The sequence below is a fragment of the Rickettsia peacockii str. Rustic genome (genome assembly GCF_000021525.1).
Lineage (GTDB): Bacteria > Pseudomonadota > Alphaproteobacteria > Rickettsiales > Rickettsiaceae > Rickettsia > Rickettsia rickettsii.
In genome coordinates this window covers 991,916-1,011,049 of record NC_012730.1, presented here as the reverse complement: position 1 = coordinate 1,011,049, position 19,134 = coordinate 991,916, and the positions used below count along the sequence as shown (strand labels likewise).

The window sequence follows — 19,134 nt, the reverse complement described above, 5'->3', positions numbered from 1 at the left end:
TATTATAAACCTAGTTTACTAATATTTTCGTAAAATTTTACTGCTTTTTTTAAGTCTTCTTCCGTATCTACGGAAATAGGAACATTCTCAACTAAACATGTACCTATAGTCATGCCGTTTTCAAGGACACGTAATTGTTCTAAACGTTCTGTTTTTTCTAAAAAAGTTGGCTTAAGAGATACAAATTTTTCTAAAGCGTTTTTGCGAAAACCATACATGCCTACATGGTATAAAAATTCTTCTGCACCGTTTGGAATAAGACTACGCGAAAAATACAATGCTGTCCCCGCCGAGTCAACCGCTACGGTAACATTACTACTAGCTTTCACTGATTCCCTATCTACTTTTACTATCGGTGTAACAATATCGTATTTGCTGTTTTTTAAATATTCTATAATTTTCAAAATAGAGCTAGGTTCAATGAAAGGCATATCTCCCTGTACATTAACTATGTAATTAATGTTTTGATTATTTGGAATTAATTTAAAAGCTTCATAAGTACGATTAGTACCGGTTGGGATAGCACTATCCGTGAATATTACTTTTCCTCCGACTTTTGTAATAACGCTTGCTATCTCTTCCGAGTCGGTTGCAACATATGTATGCTCAAGGCCCGCTTGATTTACTTGTTTGAATACCCGCTCGATTAAAGTTATAGAGCCGATAAGCTGCAGCGGTTTTTGTTTAAGCCTAGTTGAACTTAGCCTTGAGGGGATAATTATAGCCACGTCCTGATGCCGCATAAACTTCCTAAGTTTAAATTAAAAAATAATTGTTGACAGATTAGCCTTTTTCGGCGATAAAGTAAAACATAATTTTTGAATATATGCAATATATTTAAGAGCTCGTAGCTCAGTCGGTAGAGCATTTGACTTTTAATCAAAGGGTCCCGGGTTCAAATCCCGGCGAGCTCACCATACTTCTACACTGTGGGTTTGTAGCTCAGCTGGTTAGAGCACACGCCTGATAAGCGTGAGGTCGGAAGTTCAAGTCTTCTCAAACCCACCATTCAATCCGCTACAACAATAAAATCTGTATTATCATAATTATAAATCAAGGTGATCATTTATTAAAATTGCTAAGTTAGGATGATATTGTCAAGCTAAGGATTAGATTATGAAAAAATACAAATTTACTGAAAAAGAACAAGAAATACTAGATTGTTTTGAACAAGATGAGCTTTTAGAGTTGCCTAAAAAAGAACTAGAGAGCCAAAAAATATAGCTAAAATTGCCGCAGCTAATTTTTTTTAAAAAATCGGAAAGAATTAATATTAGATTGCCGTTATACGATTTAAATCATATAAAAAGAATTGCAGCATAAGAAAGAATGTCTTATCAAACTCTTATTGCTAGTGTTTTACACAAATACGCGTCCGGATATTTAAAATTAGATAAACTTAGTTAATCAATACTTTTTTTATATAAATAACATTTTTTCTCAATGAGTCTTTTTAGAGGTAGAAAAAGGTTAGAGGGTAAATTATCAAGAGCAAACCACTACCAGCTTTCTACTTTATGAGCCTCAAGATTCTGTAATTCATGCTCATTTAAACAATGAGCTTTAAGGCAAATCAAGATGTAATACTTTTGTTCTGTTTCAAAAATATCGTTAGTCACCGCTATCAATTGTGGATTTTCAATGATCAGATTTGTTTCTTCTAAAACTTCACGGATAGCACATTCTGCAAATGTTTCTCCAAATTCTAAATGTCCACCGACAGGAGCATAACTAGACTCACCATGGGAACTAAATATGTTTACCTAATAAAATTTCATTCCTATTATTCAAAGATTAAAATACCGATACCGATGCGTAGGTGGTTAGTCATATCTAACTATTAACTCTGGATTGACTTATTAATATCGTATGTTAGCTTCTAAAGCAAATAAAAAAATATTGCTTATTTAAATACCGTGAGCTATTTGTAGATTATATTTAATATTTACCTGTAGTTATGAATTCTACCAATCAATTACAAAATAATAGCTTAACTAATTCTTGGCTTAAGCTTGGTATTTTATCCTTGGGATTTGCGGGTTTATATTCAATTATTTTGGTGGTACTACGTACCCCGCAATTATCAAGCTTTTTCCCAAATCCGCATATTTTCAAATCTGCTTTAATTATTCATGTTAATTTATCGGTATTGATTTGGTTATTGTCCGTTACGGCTAGTGTTTGGGGGGGGGTGAAACGTCATTGCGAGGAGAGGCAAAGCCTCGACGCGGCAATCTCATGAAACAATACAAAATTTCTGAGATTGCCACGCTCTCTACGTTCGTTTGCAATGACGTGTTTCGCCTTTACCCCAAACTTGCTTTTCTAGCTACTCTTCTAATCGCCATCTCCCCAATAGCCGGGCATAATCCGGTGATGAATAATTATATACCGATGCTTGAAAATATCGTATTTATTGGGGGGGGGGTTAAGCTTATTTGGTGTTACGTTGCTATTGTACGCTATAAATATTTTATATTTCTTCGATTGGACGAACTTAAATAGTCTAGTTAATTTTACCGTATTATCGACTATTATAATGTTTATTTTAAGTTTTGTTTGTTTTGGATGGTCTTATAATGGCTTGCAAAACATCATTCAAATTATTCCAATCGAGATAGAATTTTATTATGAATTACTTTTGGAGCGGAGGTCATTTACTGCAATTTATATATACTCAAATATTAATATTTATTTGGGTTAGTTTATTTAGAGAGTTAATAGCTAGAGAAGTGAAATGTCAAAAATTCTATCTTTTCTTACTTTATTTAAATTTTATTTTCGGAATTCTTACACTTTTCGGTCATATATTTTATGATATTATCGATGGAGCCTTCAAAGTATTCTATACAAATCATATGAAATATCTAGGCGGCATTGCTCCTGTTTTATGTTTAATAGGTATGGGGGTTGAGTTGGTGTGGGTATTTGTCATCCCGCGGGATGACACGGTTACAATAAATGACAGAGTAATCAAAACCATCTTACTTTGCTCTATTAATTTATTCTTACTTGGCGGGCTTATAGCAATGAATATCACAGGTATAAATGTAGCAATTCCTGCTCATTATCATGGGTCTATAGTAGGGATTAGCATTGCTTGTATGGGGTGTAGTTATTTGGGTATTGGGAGGTATCAACGTCATTGTGAGCGACTAAAAAGAGCGTGGCAATCTCATGAGGTAATACAAAAACTCCCTAGATTATCGCGTCGGCACTTCGTGCCTCCTCGCAATGACAATATTATTAATTTTACATTTTACCTCCTAACATTCGGGCAGATTCTGCACATACTAGGTCTAGTATTCGCCGGTGGTTACGGTGTTATGCGGAAAGACCCAAATAGTGTAATGCCGATGTCAGCTAAGCTATTAATGGGAATGATGGGCGGAGGAGGGGTTATTGCTATAGTAGGCGGCTTGATGTTTGTATATATTTGTGTTAAAGTAATGTTTTTTAAAAGTTAATGTTTTTTAAAAGTATAAAACTAGCACATGAGTAAACCAACTAGAGAAGAAGCTAAAGAGGCAGTAAGAACGTTACTAAAATTCATTGGTGAAGATCCAAGCAGAGAAGGGTTGCTTAAAACGCCTGATAGAGTAATTAATAGCTACGCAGAAATATTTTCCGGTTATGGAAAGGATGTAGCAGAAATATTAAATACCAAGTTTTATGAAACTTGTAATTTTCGAGATTTTATCTTACTGAATATAAAATTTACCTCTTTCTGTGAACATCATATATTACCTTTTAACGGTACAGTAGATATAGCTTATGTTCCTGATAATTGTATTGTCGGCATAAGTAAGCTAGCACGAATAGTAAATATTTTTGCTAGAAGACTACAAATCCAAGAAAAAATGACGGTACAGATAGCAGAAAGCGTGCAGGAGAATTTAAAGCCGCTTGGCGTTGCCGTTAAGATTTCTGCCGTACATAGCTGTATGTCAATGCGTGGCGTAATGCAAGATAATAGCGTTATGAATACCATGCATTATACGGGTATATTTGCCGAACAGCAGAAATATCGTCATGAGTTTTTAAACTTTACTGCTAAAAGGTGATACGTTATTAATGTCGTTTCTGCGGAAGCGGGAATCCAGTCATTTTGTCATACCGCGACTTGATCGCGGTATCCAGAAAAAAATTTAAAAAAACTGGATCCCGTGTTCAAGCCACGGGATAACCAAATAAATGATTATAAATATAGCAAGAAAGTAAATAAAATATGTTATTATCAAAATATTTTTTACCTGTGTTAAAGGAAGAGCCAAGTGAAGCTCAAGTAACTTCGCATAAATTAATGCTTAGAAGCGGAATGATTAGGCAGCAAGCAGCAGGGATTTATACTTGGCTTCCGCTTGGCTTAAAAGTATTGAAGAATATCGAGAATATAGTACGCTTAAATATGAATAAAGCGGGAGCTTTGGAAGTTCTAATGCCTTGCATTCAGCCGGCACATTTATGGATGGAATCGGGACGTTTTGATAATTACGGTAAAGAAATGCTGAAATTTCAAGATCGCCACGATAATACTTTACTATTTGGTCCTACTAACGAAGATATGATTACGGATATTTTTCGTCATAATATTAAGTCATATAAGGATTTGCCGAAAAATCTTTATCATATCCAATGGAAATTTCGTGATGAGATTAGACCTCGTTTTGGTGTTATGAGAGGACGAGAGTTTTTAATGAAAGATGCTTATTCTTTTGATATAAATGAAGAAAATGCCGTTAAAACCTATAATCAAATGTATAAGGCTTATATCAATGCTTTCAGGGATTTAGGCGTGTTTGCTATCCCTGTTATTGCCGATAACGGTCCGATCGGTGGCAATTTAAGCCATGAGTTTCATATAATCGCTGAAACTGGTGAAAGTACTATTTATTACGATAAAAAATTTAAGACATTAAAAGATAATCCTGATATCGATGTAGAGGAAATTAAAAGTTGGTACGCAGCAGCTGAAGAAAAATATGAAGTAAATAAATTACCTATATCTGAACAAGAAATAACCAGCAGTAAAGGAATAGAAGTCGGGCATATTTTTTATATAGGCTCAAAATATTCGGTTAATATGAATGCACTTATTAATGATGAGTATGGTAAACTAACTCCTATAGAAATGAGTTCTTACGGCATAGGCATTTCAAGGTTAGTTGCTGCTATCATAGAAGCAAATTGCGATGAGAAAGGTATCATATGGCCTTCTAGCGTTGCTCCTTTCAAAGTTTCTCTAATTAATTTAAATATTCATGATAGTAAATGCGTAGAGCTTGCGGAAATGGCTTATAAAGAGCTATCAGATAAAAATATAGAAGTGTTATATGACGATACCGAAGCACGTCCAGGCAGTAAATTTGCAACGCATGATCTTATAGGATCACCTCATCAAATTATAATTGGTCCTAAAAAAGCCGCAAATAATATTGTTGCATTAAAAGATCGTAAAAGTGGTGTTATAGAAGATATTGAGGTAGGTAGTCTAATGAGTGTATTGTAAAATAAAGAGATATACGTCATTACGAGAAAATTGCATAGCAATTGATGAGGCAATCTCAGGAGTTTGTTATTATTTCATGAGATTGCCATGCAGTCTACGGCTGTTCGCAATGACGATTTTGGAGTCATGCAATAAGGCTAATACCCTATGGGAATGATATAGCAAAAATATTCTTCGTAGACAATGATAGTATCATATGATACTATCATATAATGAATAGTAAACCGTCTTTTCAAATAACTAATAAAATCTTGGAGTTATCACAAGATATTTCTTATGAGCTTGGTATTTTAGCCGGTAGCAAGCTTTACTCTCAACCTATAAAACTTAGAAAAAATAATCAAATTAAAACCATCCATTCTTCTTTAGCAATTGAAGGAAATAGTTTAAGCGTAGAGCAGATAACCGATATAATAAACGACAAGCGTGTACTCGCACCTGAAAAAGATATTGTAGAAGTAAAAAATGCTATAAAACTATACAATAATCTGACTATATTTAATCCCTTCAAAATTGAATCATTATTAAAAGCACATGAGATATTAATGCAAGGATTAGTAGAAGATAACGGAAAGTGGCGTAAAGGTAATGCCGCTATATTTAAAGGCACAGAGATTATATATTTTGCCCCTACGGCACGCCGTGTATCTTTATTAATGCAGGATTTATTTGAGTTTATAGCACAAGATAAGCAAATTTCTGGAATAGTTAAAGCTTGTATATTTCATTATGAGTTTGAATTTATCCATCCTTTTTCAGACGGTAACGGACGAATCGGTAGATTATGGCAACAATTATTACTAATGCAAGCTAATAAAATTTTTGAGTATATTTCCGTTGAAAGTTTGATAAGGAATAATCAAAGTGAATATTATAGTGTTTTAAGTAAGTGTGATAAGCTTGGTGAATCGACCTTATTTATCGAGTTTATGCTTGATAAAATAGTTGCAGCATTAAGATTATATAGTAATAATATTACATATGAGGCAAATACGCCTTTATCTAGAATGGAATTTGCTAAGGTTAATTTAATAGATCAATGGTTTTCTAGAAAAGATTATATTACTGTACATAAAAGTATTTCTACGGCAACGGCTAGTAGAGATTTGTTATATGGTTTAGAGCGTAAACTTTTAATAAGTAAAGGGGATAAGAATCAAACTTATTATAAGTTTGTGTAGTTTTTAATGTAATGCCCGCTTTCGTGTATGAGTGTTAACTTAAGAGAAGAAAAAACCTCTGATGCCATTTCCGCGAAAGCCGGAATCCAGTACTTTAAAGCTTTTTAAAAGCTCGATTTATCTTGCTTTACCCCTAGATTTCTGCTTTCGCAGGAATAACATCATATAACTGATTCAAAAAGAGATTAACATGAAAAATTTTATAAAATATTTGTTTTTTACCGGTCTATATATAGTAGTGACGATAATAGTTGCTTATATGGTTTTGGCTCAAACTATTCCTAATGATGGGCAGTGTCATATGATGGATAGACCGTTTGTTATTCATTACATCTTAGCAGCAATTATTACCGCTTTACCGACACTAATTTTAATATATAGTAAAAAGAAAAAGTAAATATATGATCGGTAAATTAAGTGGTAAAGTTGATTCCCAAGGCGATGATTACGTTATAATTGACGTAAACGGGGTAGGGTACTTAGTCTATGCTTCAGATAAAACTTTAGGTACACTTGCTGAAGGGGAGTTTTATAAACTATTTATCGAAACCCATGTTCGAGAGGAACATATGCATCTTTACGGTTTTTTGACTCTAGAAGAGAAGATTTTTTTTAATTTACTACAATCAGTAAACGGTATAGGTACAAGAATGGCTTTATTTATCTTATCAAGTCTTACGCCTTCAGATATTCAAATTGCTGTAAATAATGAAGATAAAAATATATTTAAAGCAATATCCGGAGTAGGGGCTAAACTTGCTGAACGTATAGTGCTAGAGCTGAAAGGTAAAGTAGCGAAAATATCAAGCGGTTCAGCTATTATTAAAGAGAGCTTAAATATTAAGAATATCACACCCGTTGCAAGTAATGAAGTAATAAAAGCTCTAGTAAATCTAGGATTTTCTAGATTTGAAGCTCAAAACGCTGTTCAAGGCATCATTACCCAAAATCCCGAAATCTCTATTGATGAATTAATCAAAACAGCCCTGAAAAATCGAAATTCTAATTTTTAGTTGATAAATTAGCAGTTATTTTATATTAATTTTAATTACTAAAATTAATAGGTACAATATATGTCCAAGTTAATAGAATATTTAGGAAAAATAAAGGTTGAAGAAATATTAAAAGAGCTATAGAAAGACCCTGCTACTTTAAGTGTTACCGAGGTTAATTTTGTACCACAATCACCGGTATTTGCAGCTGCTGGATACTCTAAAATTCCTGAAGATGCTTTTAAAATGGGTTATTTAATGCTTTACAAGGAGACGCTACTATAAAGTACTTAAGCACTGATAGTTTTGTGTGGAGTTTAAAATCAATAAAGTTATTTGCTGAATTTATTAAAGATCCGCTATGCCGCATTACCGACATTAGTTTTATAAATGCTTTGAATAATGTTAATAAGATAGATGTTCTTTTAGATACCTTAAGAGTAAACGAAACAAAAATAAGCGATTTAGATATAAGTGGGATATTTTTTGATAATAATGTTCCTGCCTGATCCTCATTTGTTAAAAATACTAAACTTGCCGGATTGAATTTTTCATTAAGTACAGAAGTAAGCGAGGAATCAAAGAAAGCCTTATCGGATGCTATAAAAGAGAATAAAAGCTTAATTGGATGTAATATTTTAGGTTATAAGATAGGAATGAAATCTCAAGATAGACAAGAATTGGACGCACAAATTACAGAAATAACTGATGAAAATAACCTTACTCTAAAAGATGTAGCAGAAGTTTTGAAAAATTATTATGAAAATCCTAATATGATATTATCAAATGAGATATTTGGCCATTATTTCAAGTTATATAAAGGATTAAATCAAAATTACCTTAAAGAAGAATTACAAAACTTAGGCGTCACTGATACAGAAAAATTTTTTGAAACCGTAGATAAACTTAGAGAAGGGGTAACTAGTTTCTATGAAGAGGGCTAATACAAAAGTCTAAAATAATTTATAGCATAAAACTATTTTTTGGCTATTATTAGTCATTATATTCGATTTAAAATAATGACTAATATATTATCACCTGAAAAAAGTGAAAATGATCAAGAATTGCCGATAAGGCCATCATATTTGCAAGAATTTGTCGGTCAACAGCAGATTAAAGAAAATCTTTCGGTATTTATTAAGGCTGCAAAATCTCGAAATGAGCATCTTGATCATACTTTATTTTACGGTCCGCCCGGGCTTGGTAAAACTACGCTTGCTAAAATTATCTCTAACGAAATCGGCGGTAATTTTAAATCCACCTCCGGTCCTGCTATACTTAAGGTAGCTGATCTTGCTGCTATTCTTACCAATCTTGAAAAGAACGATGTATTATTTATTGATGAAATCCACCGCTTAAATACTGCGGTTGAAGAGGTTTTATATCCTGCTATGGAAGATTTTGAGCTTGATATAATTATCGGTGAAGGATCTGCCGCAAGGTCAGTGAAAATAACCTTGCCGAAATTTACCTTAATCGGTGCTACCACACGCCTCGGGCTGCTTAGTAATCCTTTGCGTGATAGGTTCGGTATCCCTATGCGGCTAAATTTTTATAATACCGAGGAATTGAAGAAAGTTCTAAATAGAGCAAGTAAACTACTTGATATTGATTTGACCGATTCGGGTTCTGAAGAAATAGCTAAAAGAAGTAGAGGAACGCCAAGAATTGCATTAAGATTGCTTCGTCGTATAAGAGATTTTGCAGCAGTTGACGGTAAATCAAGAGTAGATAAGGAAATCTCTGATTTTGGGTTAAAGCGTTTGGAAGTTGATCGCATAGGACTTGATAGCAATGATTATCGTTATCTAAAATTCATAGCGGATAATTATAACGGCGGTCCTGTCGGAATTGAAACGATTGCAGCTGCCTTATCTGAACAACGTGATGCACTTGAAGAAACCATAGAGCCTTATCTTATACAGATAGGTTTATTACAAAGAACTCCTAGAGGTAGGGTAATCACGATTGCCGCTTTTGAGCATTTGAAAATGCCTGTACCGAATCAATCACATCATCAATTTAATATTTTTAACGAGAATGAATAACAATAATTTAAATGATAACTACACAGCCGCAGATGTTATAAAAAGGCTGATAAAAGATCATGTTAAACCTTACGCAAATAAAATATATTTTTCGATATTTTGTATGGTTGTTGCAGCACTTTGTACGGCAGTGATCGTACATGCGGCTAGACCTATTATTGATAAGGTTTTTTTAACGCATGATAAGAAAATGCTTATAATAATGCCCATAGTGCTTACTGTAACTTTTGTTATAAAAGGAATTTCAGAGTATTATCAGAATTATCTAATAAAATTTGTTGGGCAGAGGGTACTAAACGATTTACAGATAAAAATGTATGAGCATTTGTTATTTGCCGATATTTCTTTTATTCAAAACCAATCTTCAGGACGTTTAATATCTCGTTTTACTAATGATATTTCTTTGATGCGTGGAGCTGTTTCTAACTTACTTGTCGGATGTGCTAAACACTTCCTAACTGTAGTATGTTTAATAGCAACAATGTTTCATTTAGAACCGCTATTATCTTGCGTAGTTTTTCTTGTTTTCCCTTTAGCTGTTTATCCGGTGCAAAGGATGGGTAGAAAGATAAGAAGAATATTTGCACAGTCACAAGAAGAGCTTGGGCATTATACCTCTCGGCTTGATGAAACATTTCAGTCAATTAAGATTATTAAATCTTTTGTAGGCGAACAAATAGAAAGTAATAGAGCATCGTTGATTATTAATAATATTTTAGAGTTCTACAAAAAAACATCTAAGCTAGATGCGATGGTTTCACCGATTATGGAGGGTTTAAGCGGTCTTGCAGTTGGAGGGATGGTATGGTATGGAGGTAATCTAGTCCTGGAGGGGAAAAGTACGCCAGGGGCTCTTTTTGCTTTTTTGGCTTCTTTTGCAGCGGCTTATAGACCGTTTAAAAGTTTGGTATCGTTAAATATTAATTTGCAAGAAGGAATAGTAGCAGCTAAGAGGGTATTTAGTATTTTGGATACCGAGCCTCTTATTAAAGATCATGAAGATGCTAAAGACGTAGATTTATATAATCCACAAATTACTTTTGAAAAACTAGCTTTAAGGTTTGAGAGTAAAATAGCTATAAAATATATAGATTTAAGGCTAGAGCCTCATAAAATTATTGCGTTTGTCGGGCGTTCAGGTAGTGCTAAGACTTCGCTTAGTAATTTATTAGTGCGTTTTTATGATCCAAATGAAGGAAGAATTTTAATTAATAATCATGATATTAAAGATATTAAGCTTACTTCACTTAGAGGTCAGATTTCCTTAGTTACTCAAGATACTCATTTATTTGATACAAGCGTTGCAGAAAATATAGCATACGGTCAGGAAAATGCTACAAGAGAAGAAATAATTAGAGCAGCAAAATATGCCGATGCTCATGAGTTTATTATGCATCTGCCGAATGGTTACGACACGCAGATAGGGGGGCAGGGGACGACTCTTTCAGGCGGTCAGCGTCAGCGTTTATCTATTGCTAGAGCTTTCTTAAAAGATGCCCCTATTTTAATTTGGGATGAAGCAACAAGCAGCTTAGACCAAGCGTCCGAACAGAAAATTCTAGAATCGTTAAAGAAATTACGCCAAGGAAAAACCACTTTAATTATTACGCATCGTTTAAGCAGTATTACCGATCTTGATAATATTATCGTCATGAAAAACGGTGAGATTTGTGAACAAGGAACTCATACACAATTGCTTAAGAATAAAGATGAATATTATAGGTTGTATAATAAGGAGTTAAGAGAAAATGGTTGATTTATAAAGTAAATAGCTTATAATTATTAATTATTATTGCAACACTAATATTTTCGTCATTGCGAGGAAAAATTGAAAATTTTGACGAAGCAATCCAGTAAAAAATGCATAGCATTTTTTTATATTTTCCTAGATTGTCACGTTGGGACTATGCCCCTCCTCGCAATGACGATTTAATGAAATATCACAATGCGCATTACCAAGATTTTTAAAGACTATCGATTATTTGAAATATTTATTTTAGGAATAGTTAGCGGTATGCCGCTGGTTATAATTTTTTCTACTCTTGCGGTATGGTTAAAAGAATCCGGTATAGATATCGCCGTTATTACTACTTTTGCGGTTGCAAGGTTATCATATTCGTTAAAAGTATTTTGGTCGCCTCTAGTCGACAATTTTAAAATACCTTTTTTAAGTAGGTGGGGACATCGCAAAAGCTGGCTTATATTATGTAGCTCTTTAATGGCTTTAGTACTCATTGCTATGAGCAAGGAAAATCCTGAAGTTTCTTTAACTTCTTTCTATTTTTTGACTATATTATTAGGCTTTTTATCTAGCACGTTTGATATTGCCGTTGATGCGTTGCGTATAGATAAGTTTGATCAAGAAACAAAAGCATAGCTAGTGCAACCGCTGTATTCGGTTATCGAATCGGTATGCTTATTACAGGGGCAGGTGCTTTGTACCTTGCAGAAATAACTGGAAATAATTGGCAACTAACTTTCTGTGTTATAGCTATAATATTTGTCGTTGCAACGATATTTATAATAACCGTAAACGAAAAAGAATTAGTAAAAGAAAAAATTAATATTATTTCTATTACTTCATGGATTTCTACAGTAATTAATCCTTTCAAGGATTTTTTCAAAAGAGAATTTGCTGCAACTATTTTACTTGCGGTAATATTTTTTAAATTAGGCGATGCTATGCTTGGAGCGGTTGCCTCACCTTTTTATATAGAGCTTGGTTATACAAAAGGCGAAATAGCAATAATAGCTAAACTTTATGGATCGATTGCAACCTTAGTTGGCGGTTTTGTCGGTGGTATTGTAATGTATAGGGTGGGGAATTTTAAAGGTTTGATTATTACCGGTATTGCCCAAAGCTTAACGCATTTTGCATTTATTTGGCTTAATCATCAGCCTCCTTCTTTTGAAGCTTTATTAATTGCTATTACTATAGAGAATTTTGCTGCCGCTATGGGTGCTACTGCTTTAGTCGGATATATAGGTAATTTATGTAATAAAAAATATTCCGCAACACAATATGCTTTACTTAGTAGTGCTAGTAGTTTATGTAACAATACTGTCACTATTTATGCTGGAAAACTCGTAAATATGATGGGCTGGGACGGTTTTTTCCTCTTTACTATAATTTTAGCCTTGCCTGCTTTGTTTATATTAATGTATTTTAATAAAAAGGTTAATGTGTAGTAAGTATTATTTTCATTGTCATTGCGAGCGACCGTAGGAAGCGTGACAATCTAGGAAAATAATAAAAAAATGTTATGCATTTTTTACTGGATTGCTTCGTCAAAATTTTCAATTTTTCCTCGCAATGACGAAAAATCACACTTGGTTTAATTTGAATAATATTTTATTTATTTAAAATGTTTAGGAAATTTTTATTACCTTATATTTTTGTCGTAACATTTTTCTTTGCGCCTATAAGCGAAGCAAAAAAAGCCGTAAAAAATACCCCTAAGCCTCCTGTTCAAACTAGTTTAGTAATTGATGCAAAAAGCGGTAAAGTGTTGCAGGCCCATAATTCACAAATTCAGATTTACCCCGCTTCTTTAACTAAGCTAATGACTCTATACTTAATGTTTGAAGCAATTGAAGCCGGTAAGTTACCTTTAGATAAAAAATTACTTGTATCAGCAAAAGCTTCAAAAATGCCACCGTGTAAGCTGGGTTTAAAAGCAGGGGAAACTATAACCGTTCGAGAGGCAATTAATGGATTAATTATAAAATCTGCTAATGATGCTGCTGTAACGGTTGCTGAGGGCATGAAAGGTTCAGAGAAAGCTTTTGCTCATTTAATGAATGTTAAAGCTAAACAGCTCGGTATGAAGAATACCTATTTTAAAAATGCTTCAGGTTGGCATGACCCATTGCAGCAAACTACCGCAAGAGATATGGCTAAACTTGCTATGGCTTTGAAGAGAGATTATCCTAAATTTTATCCGTTATTTGCTAAAACCAGCTTTGTATTTCGTGGAAATGTAGTAAACGGACATAATAGGGTTACTAAAAATTATCAAGGTGCAGAAGGGATGAAAACAGGTTTTCATACACCGGCAGGTTATAATTTAGTAACTACTGCTTCTAGGAACGGTAAATCATTGATTGCCGTTGTTACAGGCGGTAAAAGTGCCGCATCTCGTGATCAAAAGATGATGGGGCTATTAGATCAGCATTTTAATATTAAGCCTATAGTCCCTAAACCTTCAATCAAGCTTGCCTCTAATAATAAATCTACTACAAAAGCTAAATCAAAAATAATAAAGAAAAAGAATATACGTAGTTGATATGTATCGTCATTGTGAGACCACAAAGTGGTCGTGGCAATCTCATGAGGTAATACAAAAACTCCTGAGATTGCTTCGTCGCAACTTAAGTTGCTCCTCGTAATGACGTTAATCGAGCCATGCAACAACGCCTACGACTATTGACGATTTAATATTCACACATCTTTTAAGGAGTTACTGCCAATTTATACTTTAAATTTATAAGTTTTATATGACAATTAACGCTACATTTATTGTTGTTTGTAACTTTATTAGATGAAGATTTTTTAGAGTTTTTAGCTAAAGTTTTACTTTGTGGTTTTTTTAGATTAATATTTTTTAGAAATTTCTCAGTTTCATTAGGTAAATATTCTATTTTTACTTTAGTTATACCTTGATTTTTAAATGCTAAAATTTCAGCCGCTTTTTGAGAAACATCTATTATACGATTTTTCTTAAAAGGACCTCTATCATTAACCATTAAAATTACTGCTTTATTATTGGCTTTGTTGGTAACTTTAACTAAGCAAGGGAGCGGAAGAGTTTTATGTGCAGCAGTTAATAAATTTCTATTAAATCTATCGCCATTAGCTGTTTTTTTACCGTGAAAACCATCTTTAAGTCCACCGTACCATGAGGCATAACCTGTTTCGGTAAAAGATTTAGGGTTGTGAGGTTTGTAAGTCTTTCCTTTTATTTTATAATTTTTACCGACTTTATAATGTCCTTTATAAGTTAGATTATGAGGATCATCTTTTGATAATTCTTTGTAAGAATATTTGTGGGAATAAGGTAATCTTTTTGAGGTATTACAACCGCTTAGACCAAAACAAAAAATTAACAAAAGTAATAAACCCTTTGCATAACTTGCTCCTAAAGGTAATTTGTATACCTTTGATACTTTAAGATTTGGTAAGTCAAATTTCGGGATTCGCCTGTGTTCACGTATTTTTATACGCTGTGCAGGCTCACCACTTATTTGATTTCCAACTTTTGAAATATCTGCGGTATACGTCAATCCGGTACTCGCATCCTCACGTACTAAAGTGTATGCTGCAGTGCTACATGCCGTGTTTCCTTCAAATTTCTCTTTATTAGCTTCATTCTGCAAGAGGTCTAATTTGAATTTATGATTCTTCACTATTATCATTATTGGTGTTATAAGTTATTCATTATTTTAGCGTAACTCACAACTTTTTCAACACCTTTTATTTTTGATGCAATAGAAGCAAGCTTTTCTAGCTCTTCTTCTGATCTTGCAACTCCAAATAAATAAACAATATTATCTATAGTTAGAATAGTATAATTAGCAAATTTAATGTCTTTTCTGACTAAATTTTTAGCTTTAATTTGCGTGGTTATCATACTATCTTTAGTATATTGGGCTAAGTCAAAATGATTACTGTTTTTATTTACTTTCAACTCATTAATAACTTCTTTTACGCTTTTTTGATTCCAAGCAATTTCTACGGCTTTTAACGCATCAGATTCTTTTTGAATATTTCCTGTTAATAATACTCTTCCTTGTGATACTTCAACCTTTATTTTAGCACCTAAATCTCTAAAATTATTTTTTACTAAATCAGCTTTAATGCTGGCAGAAATCCTTGAATCATTTAATGTTTCAGATATTGGTTGATCTTTTGAAGCAACAATGCCGGTAGTGGTTGCTGCGGTAAAAATAGCAGGTAAACAAGCAGATAGACTAAAAGAAAGAGCTATAAAAATTAGAACTCGTAATATCATAACAATAGTACCCTACGATTTTTAAAAAGATTGTATTTGTTCAAGAATTAACTGTTTGTTTATTATAGTACCGGACAATTTTTAAAAAGCCATCGGTGTTATCTCTGTGAAAGCAGGGATCCTGTGTCATCCCGCGACTTGATCGTGGGATCCAGCTTAAAATACTAATATTAGTATTTTAAATTGTTTGTATGGACCCCGTCGTCAAGCCACAGGGTGACACAGTGGAGTTTACCGGTCCATGCAACAACACCTACGCGGTAATGACATAAAGTAAAAATAGTAAGGTATTATATATCATATCTTACTATCCGGTAATTTATTCTTTAATAAAAGAGGTAATTGCAGTAAAATAAATATAAAAGTAATAGGTATTACACCGAATACTTTGAATTTTACCCATGTTTCATCTGAGCAATTACGCCAAACTACTTCATTAACTACAGCCATAAAAAAGAAAAAAGCCGCTGTTCTATAGCTTAAGGTTATCCAACTTTCTTCTTTAAGACGTACTATACTCTCTAAAGCATATTTGATAAAAGGATTTTTTCTTATACCGCTCATGAGAAATATTATTCCAAAAATAACATATAATATAGTAGGTTTGATTTTTATATACATTGAATCGCCGCTAATTAAAGTAATACTTCCCGAAACTAATAAAACAGTCGTAGAAATAATAGAAAGCTTGGATACTTTCTTATCTATAACATAACAAAGGGTAATACAAATAACAGAAGTAATAAGCATATAAAGAGTAGCGTGTTGTATACCGCCTCCATAAAAAAAGCCTGCAAAAAATGCTATTACCGGACCAATTTCTGATAAAAGTTTTAACATATTTAATTTAATTGTTCTCTTTGATAAAATTAATTTGATTTATTTTTTTGTACTGATATTAAATTATTTTTGGAATATCTTAATTTTATTTGTATGAAAATATTTATCAGTAATATAGTAGTAAAATAAGCCAGTACTTGTAGCCCGTTAGGTCTTGCAATATAACCGGTAACAATATGTAAGATTTTACCTATCATACTTCTATCTGCTACTAACCATGAACTATCCCAAAGTTGATCGGATAAAAACATAATTAGACCGGAAGAGGTTAAAATACCTGCAGCACTTGCTGCAAATCCGCCTGCTATTAGCATTAATAATATGGTAGAGATTTTAAAAATATATTTTTGATTAGCAATCTTAATGAAACCGAAATATATTACTAAACCAAGTAAGAAGCCACTTGTAGCACCTATTATCACTCCTTGCAAGTAAATACTGCTTGATATTGTTTCAACTGAAGATATGCTATATACTAAAATAATAATTTCTGCACCTTCTCGTAATATAGTAGTGGCAACTAAAAAAAACAACATGAAATAACTGGCATTACCTTCATGAATTTTTACTGATAAGTCGTTTATATGTTGCTTTACTTTTATACCGTAACCTTGCATCCATATTATTGTCCAGCTAATCAGAATTGTTATTAGTATCATAATTCCGGAATCGAATAACTCGTCGCCTATTCCGCCAAAAGATAAAGATAATTTACGTGTAAAAAATGCAAAAATTGAAGCAAATACTACTCCAAGCATTACTCCAGCAATAATATAAAGACGAGATTTTTCTATTTGTTTTGTTACGACGAGTATTACACCAAGTAATAAGGATATTTCTAAACATTCACGAAACACTACTAAAGCAATTTTAAACATATTTTTTATCTAATCATTAACAATTATAAAACCCTGCGCCGTATCTTGATGAAAATCTCCAAAAAATTCATATTTTCCGGACTTGAGAGGTGCAAGTATAATATGTATTGACTCATTTGGCATAACTATTTTTTCACGATGTAAATCATGACTTTCAAACTCTTCTACCGTATCATCTTCATTATGAACAATTAACCTTATCTTAGTCGATTTTGGTACTTCAACTATATTCGGAACAAATTTATGATCTTGTATAGCTATCTTTACTTCTAATATATTATCGTTTGTTTTATTATCGGAACTCTTACTTGTAGAGATATAAATAATTACTGCTAAAAATATTAAACCTACTAATATAATAATATTTTTGTTTTTTTTAATAATTTCCATACTTTTATTAAAGTTTAAAGTAAGATGCTTATATACTCGTTTAATTTGAGTTTTAAATTTTTAATAATTACAAAATTTATCCTGCAATTTTTATTAATGCTATAAGATATACAATTATTACCATTATGACAAGGATAGATAATAAAATATAATTTTTTTGTCTTTGAATTTTATTTTGTTTCATATTTATTTAATTTTGTTTAAAGTCTCCTAGTTCAAGCAAAAGATATTCATTTATCGGTAACGATTCATGAGAAATAATTTTATTTATGTTAGAACCTAAAGTTTTAAATGTTTTGCCTTCAGCAATAACACTGCGTGTTCCAATCGTTACTTTACCTTGCAAGGCGTAAGAAAAAATTAAAGGATATGTAATATCGCCGATTTTCATATCTATTGGTTGTCCTTTTGCTTTTGAATCATATAGTATTTTACCGTTTGATAAGCGAGTAATTTTAGCATTAAAGCTTACTTTTTCACCACATAATAAAGGCACACGATAAGCTATCTCATCGTCATAAATTTTAACTTCATTACTTTTAACAAAATTTTGCGGTAATATGGATTTTAAAATTACATTAACTTTATAATTATAAGCATCATCGAAGATAATATTATTACTATTATTAACAGCATATTTTGCCGGAATAATAGCTTCTCGTGCTTCTCCTACCATCATACCGATTATTACATTATCTAAGCCAAGCATTACAGGAGCAGAGCCTAAAGTAAAAGTCTTAGTATCTTCAGATATTAAAGTATTGTTCATATCTGATATTTGATAAAATACGGTAACTACATGTCCGCAAGAAGCGGGACCGATATTACCGCTACCGAGCGTATTAATTTTGAACAGTGTTTTTACTAAATCCTTACGTACTTCAATAGTGTAATCATTAGGATTGATAGGTCCATTTAACGGTTGTAAAATTTTTTCAAAAAATGCTTTCCCTTCTTCGGTTTTAAGAGCATTTATTACTATTTTTGAAACCGTACGTTCAAATAAGTTGCCGTTTAATGAAATAGGAGGTTCATTATTTATACTAGTTTGGTTTTCATCGGTAGATGAATTATTTGAAGCCGTTTGCTCTACAGTGGTAAGATTATTGTTGTCGGGAGATATTTTTAACTTTACTATATTGTAAAGTATTAGAATTACAATTATTAAAGATAAAAATTTTTGCATATATATATAATATTTTAGTATAACACAGTTTACTATAACAATCAATTACTTAATAATCAAATGAGAATAAAAATAATTTGATTAATAAAAATAATTGAT

16 protein-coding genes, 2 tRNA genes and 5 pseudogenes are annotated in these 19,134 nt (G+C 32.4%); 15 read left to right on the top strand and 8 right to left on the bottom strand.

Annotated elements, in window-relative coordinates; translation table 11 throughout:
• Positions 1–2 precede the first annotated feature (2 nt).
• Positions 3–743, bottom strand: coding sequence for a 3-deoxy-manno-octulosonate cytidylyltransferase (locus RPR_RS05985; RefSeq protein WP_012736925.1), 741 nt, complete (start codon positions 741–743; stop codon positions 3–5).
• A gap of 98 nt (positions 744–841) precedes the next feature.
• Here RPR_RS05985 and RPR_RS05980 point away from each other — a divergent pair.
• Together RPR_RS05980 and RPR_RS05975 are read left to right on the top strand one after the other, a co-directional pair.
• Positions 842–917: transfer RNA gene (locus RPR_RS05980), tRNA-Lys, on the top strand.
• 14 nt (positions 918–931) lie between these two features.
• Positions 932–1,008: transfer RNA gene (locus tag RPR_RS05975), tRNA-Ile, on the top strand.
• A gap of 491 nt (positions 1,009–1,499) precedes the next feature.
• On the opposite strand, the pseudogene RPR_RS09795 reads toward RPR_RS05975, so the two are convergent.
• A pseudogene (locus tag RPR_RS09795) lies at positions 1,500–1,791 on the bottom strand (nucleotide triphosphate diphosphatase NUDT15).
• Positions 1,792–1,957: 166 nt separating this feature from the next.
• On the opposite strand from RPR_RS09795, the pseudogene RPR_RS05965 reads away from it, so the two are divergent.
• The 13 genes and pseudogenes from RPR_RS05965 to RPR_RS09935 all read left to right on the top strand — a co-directional run.
• Positions 1,958–3,467, top strand: a pseudogene (locus tag RPR_RS05965) (hypothetical protein).
• 27 nt (positions 3,468–3,494) lie between these two features.
• Entirely contained in the window at positions 3,495–4,064 is a 570-nt protein-coding gene (gene folE / locus RPR_RS05960) for a GTP cyclohydrolase I FolE (RefSeq protein WP_012736924.1), read from the top strand.
• A gap of 164 nt (positions 4,065–4,228) precedes the next feature.
• On the top strand, positions 4,229–5,509 hold the full coding sequence (gene proS / locus RPR_RS05955; protein ID WP_012736923.1) for a proline--tRNA ligase: 1,281 nt from the start codon (positions 4,229–4,231) through the stop codon (positions 5,507–5,509).
• Positions 5,510–5,721: 212 nt separating this feature from the next.
• Positions 5,722–6,690: a Fic family protein gene (locus RPR_RS05950; protein WP_012736922.1), complete on the top strand. Its 969-nt coding sequence runs from the start codon at positions 5,722–5,724 to the stop codon at positions 6,688–6,690.
• 190 nt (positions 6,691–6,880) lie between these two features.
• Positions 6,881–7,087, top strand: a complete 207-nt coding sequence (locus RPR_RS05945; protein ID WP_004995893.1) for a hypothetical protein — start codon at positions 6,881–6,883, stop codon at positions 7,085–7,087.
• Between the two features lie 4 nt (positions 7,088–7,091).
• A complete protein-coding gene (gene ruvA / locus RPR_RS05940; protein WP_012736921.1) occupies positions 7,092–7,703 on the top strand; it encodes a Holliday junction branch migration protein RuvA in 612 nt (203 codons plus the stop codon).
• A 287-nt stretch (positions 7,704–7,990) separates the two neighbouring features.
• Complete coding sequence (locus tag RPR_RS05930) at positions 7,991–8,191, top strand: hypothetical protein (protein ID WP_085065734.1); 201 nt, start codon at positions 7,991–7,993, stop codon at positions 8,189–8,191.
• 147 nt (positions 8,192–8,338) lie between these two features.
• Positions 8,339–8,626, top strand: coding sequence for a hypothetical protein (locus tag RPR_RS05925; protein WP_085065824.1), 288 nt, complete (start codon positions 8,339–8,341; stop codon positions 8,624–8,626).
• 75 nt (positions 8,627–8,701) lie between these two features.
• On the top strand, positions 8,702–9,730 hold the full coding sequence (gene ruvB, locus RPR_RS05920; RefSeq protein WP_012736920.1) for a Holliday junction branch migration DNA helicase RuvB: 1,029 nt from the start codon (positions 8,702–8,704) through the stop codon (positions 9,728–9,730).
• Positions 9,723–11,486, top strand: a complete 1,764-nt coding sequence (locus RPR_RS05915) for an ABC transporter ATP-binding protein (RefSeq protein ID WP_012736919.1) — start codon at positions 9,723–9,725, stop codon at positions 11,484–11,486. Before ruvB ends, RPR_RS05915 begins: the two co-directional genes overlap by 8 nt.
• 189 nt (positions 11,487–11,675) lie before the next feature.
• A pseudogene (locus RPR_RS05910) lies at positions 11,676–12,919 on the top strand (AmpG family muropeptide MFS transporter).
• Between the two features lie 176 nt (positions 12,920–13,095).
• Complete coding sequence (locus tag RPR_RS05905; RefSeq protein ID WP_012736918.1) at positions 13,096–14,016, top strand: D-alanyl-D-alanine carboxypeptidase family protein; 921 nt, start codon at positions 13,096–13,098, stop codon at positions 14,014–14,016.
• Positions 14,017–14,023: 7 nt separating this feature from the next.
• A pseudogene (locus RPR_RS09935) lies at positions 14,024–14,123 on the top strand (lytic transglycosylase domain-containing protein); the annotation flags it as partial.
• Positions 14,124–14,182: 59 nt separating this feature from the next.
• Here the strand turns inward: RPR_RS09935 and RPR_RS05900 are convergent.
• The 6 genes and pseudogenes from RPR_RS05900 to RPR_RS05870 all read right to left on the bottom strand — a co-directional run bounded on the left by RPR_RS05900 (position 14,183) and on the right by RPR_RS05870 (position 19,035).
• Positions 14,183–15,145: a septal ring lytic transglycosylase RlpA family protein gene (locus RPR_RS05900; RefSeq protein ID WP_012736917.1), complete on the bottom strand. Its 963-nt coding sequence runs from the start codon at positions 15,143–15,145 to the stop codon at positions 14,183–14,185.
• Positions 15,123–15,741 (bottom strand): annotated as a pseudogene (locus RPR_RS05895) (BON domain-containing protein). Before RPR_RS05895 ends, RPR_RS05900 begins: the two are co-directional and overlap by 23 nt.
• A gap of 297 nt (positions 15,742–16,038) precedes the next feature.
• On the bottom strand, positions 16,039–16,581 hold the full coding sequence (locus tag RPR_RS05885) for a septation protein A (protein WP_004995863.1): 543 nt from the start codon (positions 16,579–16,581) through the stop codon (positions 16,039–16,041).
• Positions 16,582–16,610: 29 nt separating this feature from the next.
• The gene (locus RPR_RS05880) at positions 16,611–17,459 is read right to left on the bottom strand and encodes an FTR1 family protein (protein WP_012736915.1); all 849 of its coding nucleotides are present in this window, start codon (positions 17,457–17,459) and stop codon (positions 16,611–16,613) included.
• Between the two features lie 9 nt (positions 17,460–17,468).
• Positions 17,469–17,849: a cupredoxin domain-containing protein gene (locus RPR_RS05875; protein ID WP_012719649.1), complete on the bottom strand. Its 381-nt coding sequence runs from the start codon at positions 17,847–17,849 to the stop codon at positions 17,469–17,471.
• 190 nt (positions 17,850–18,039) lie between these two features.
• On the bottom strand, positions 18,040–19,035 hold the full coding sequence (locus RPR_RS05870; protein ID WP_012736914.1) for an FKBP-type peptidyl-prolyl cis-trans isomerase: 996 nt from the start codon (positions 19,033–19,035) through the stop codon (positions 18,040–18,042).
• Between the last annotated feature and the right edge of the window lie 99 nt (positions 19,036–19,134).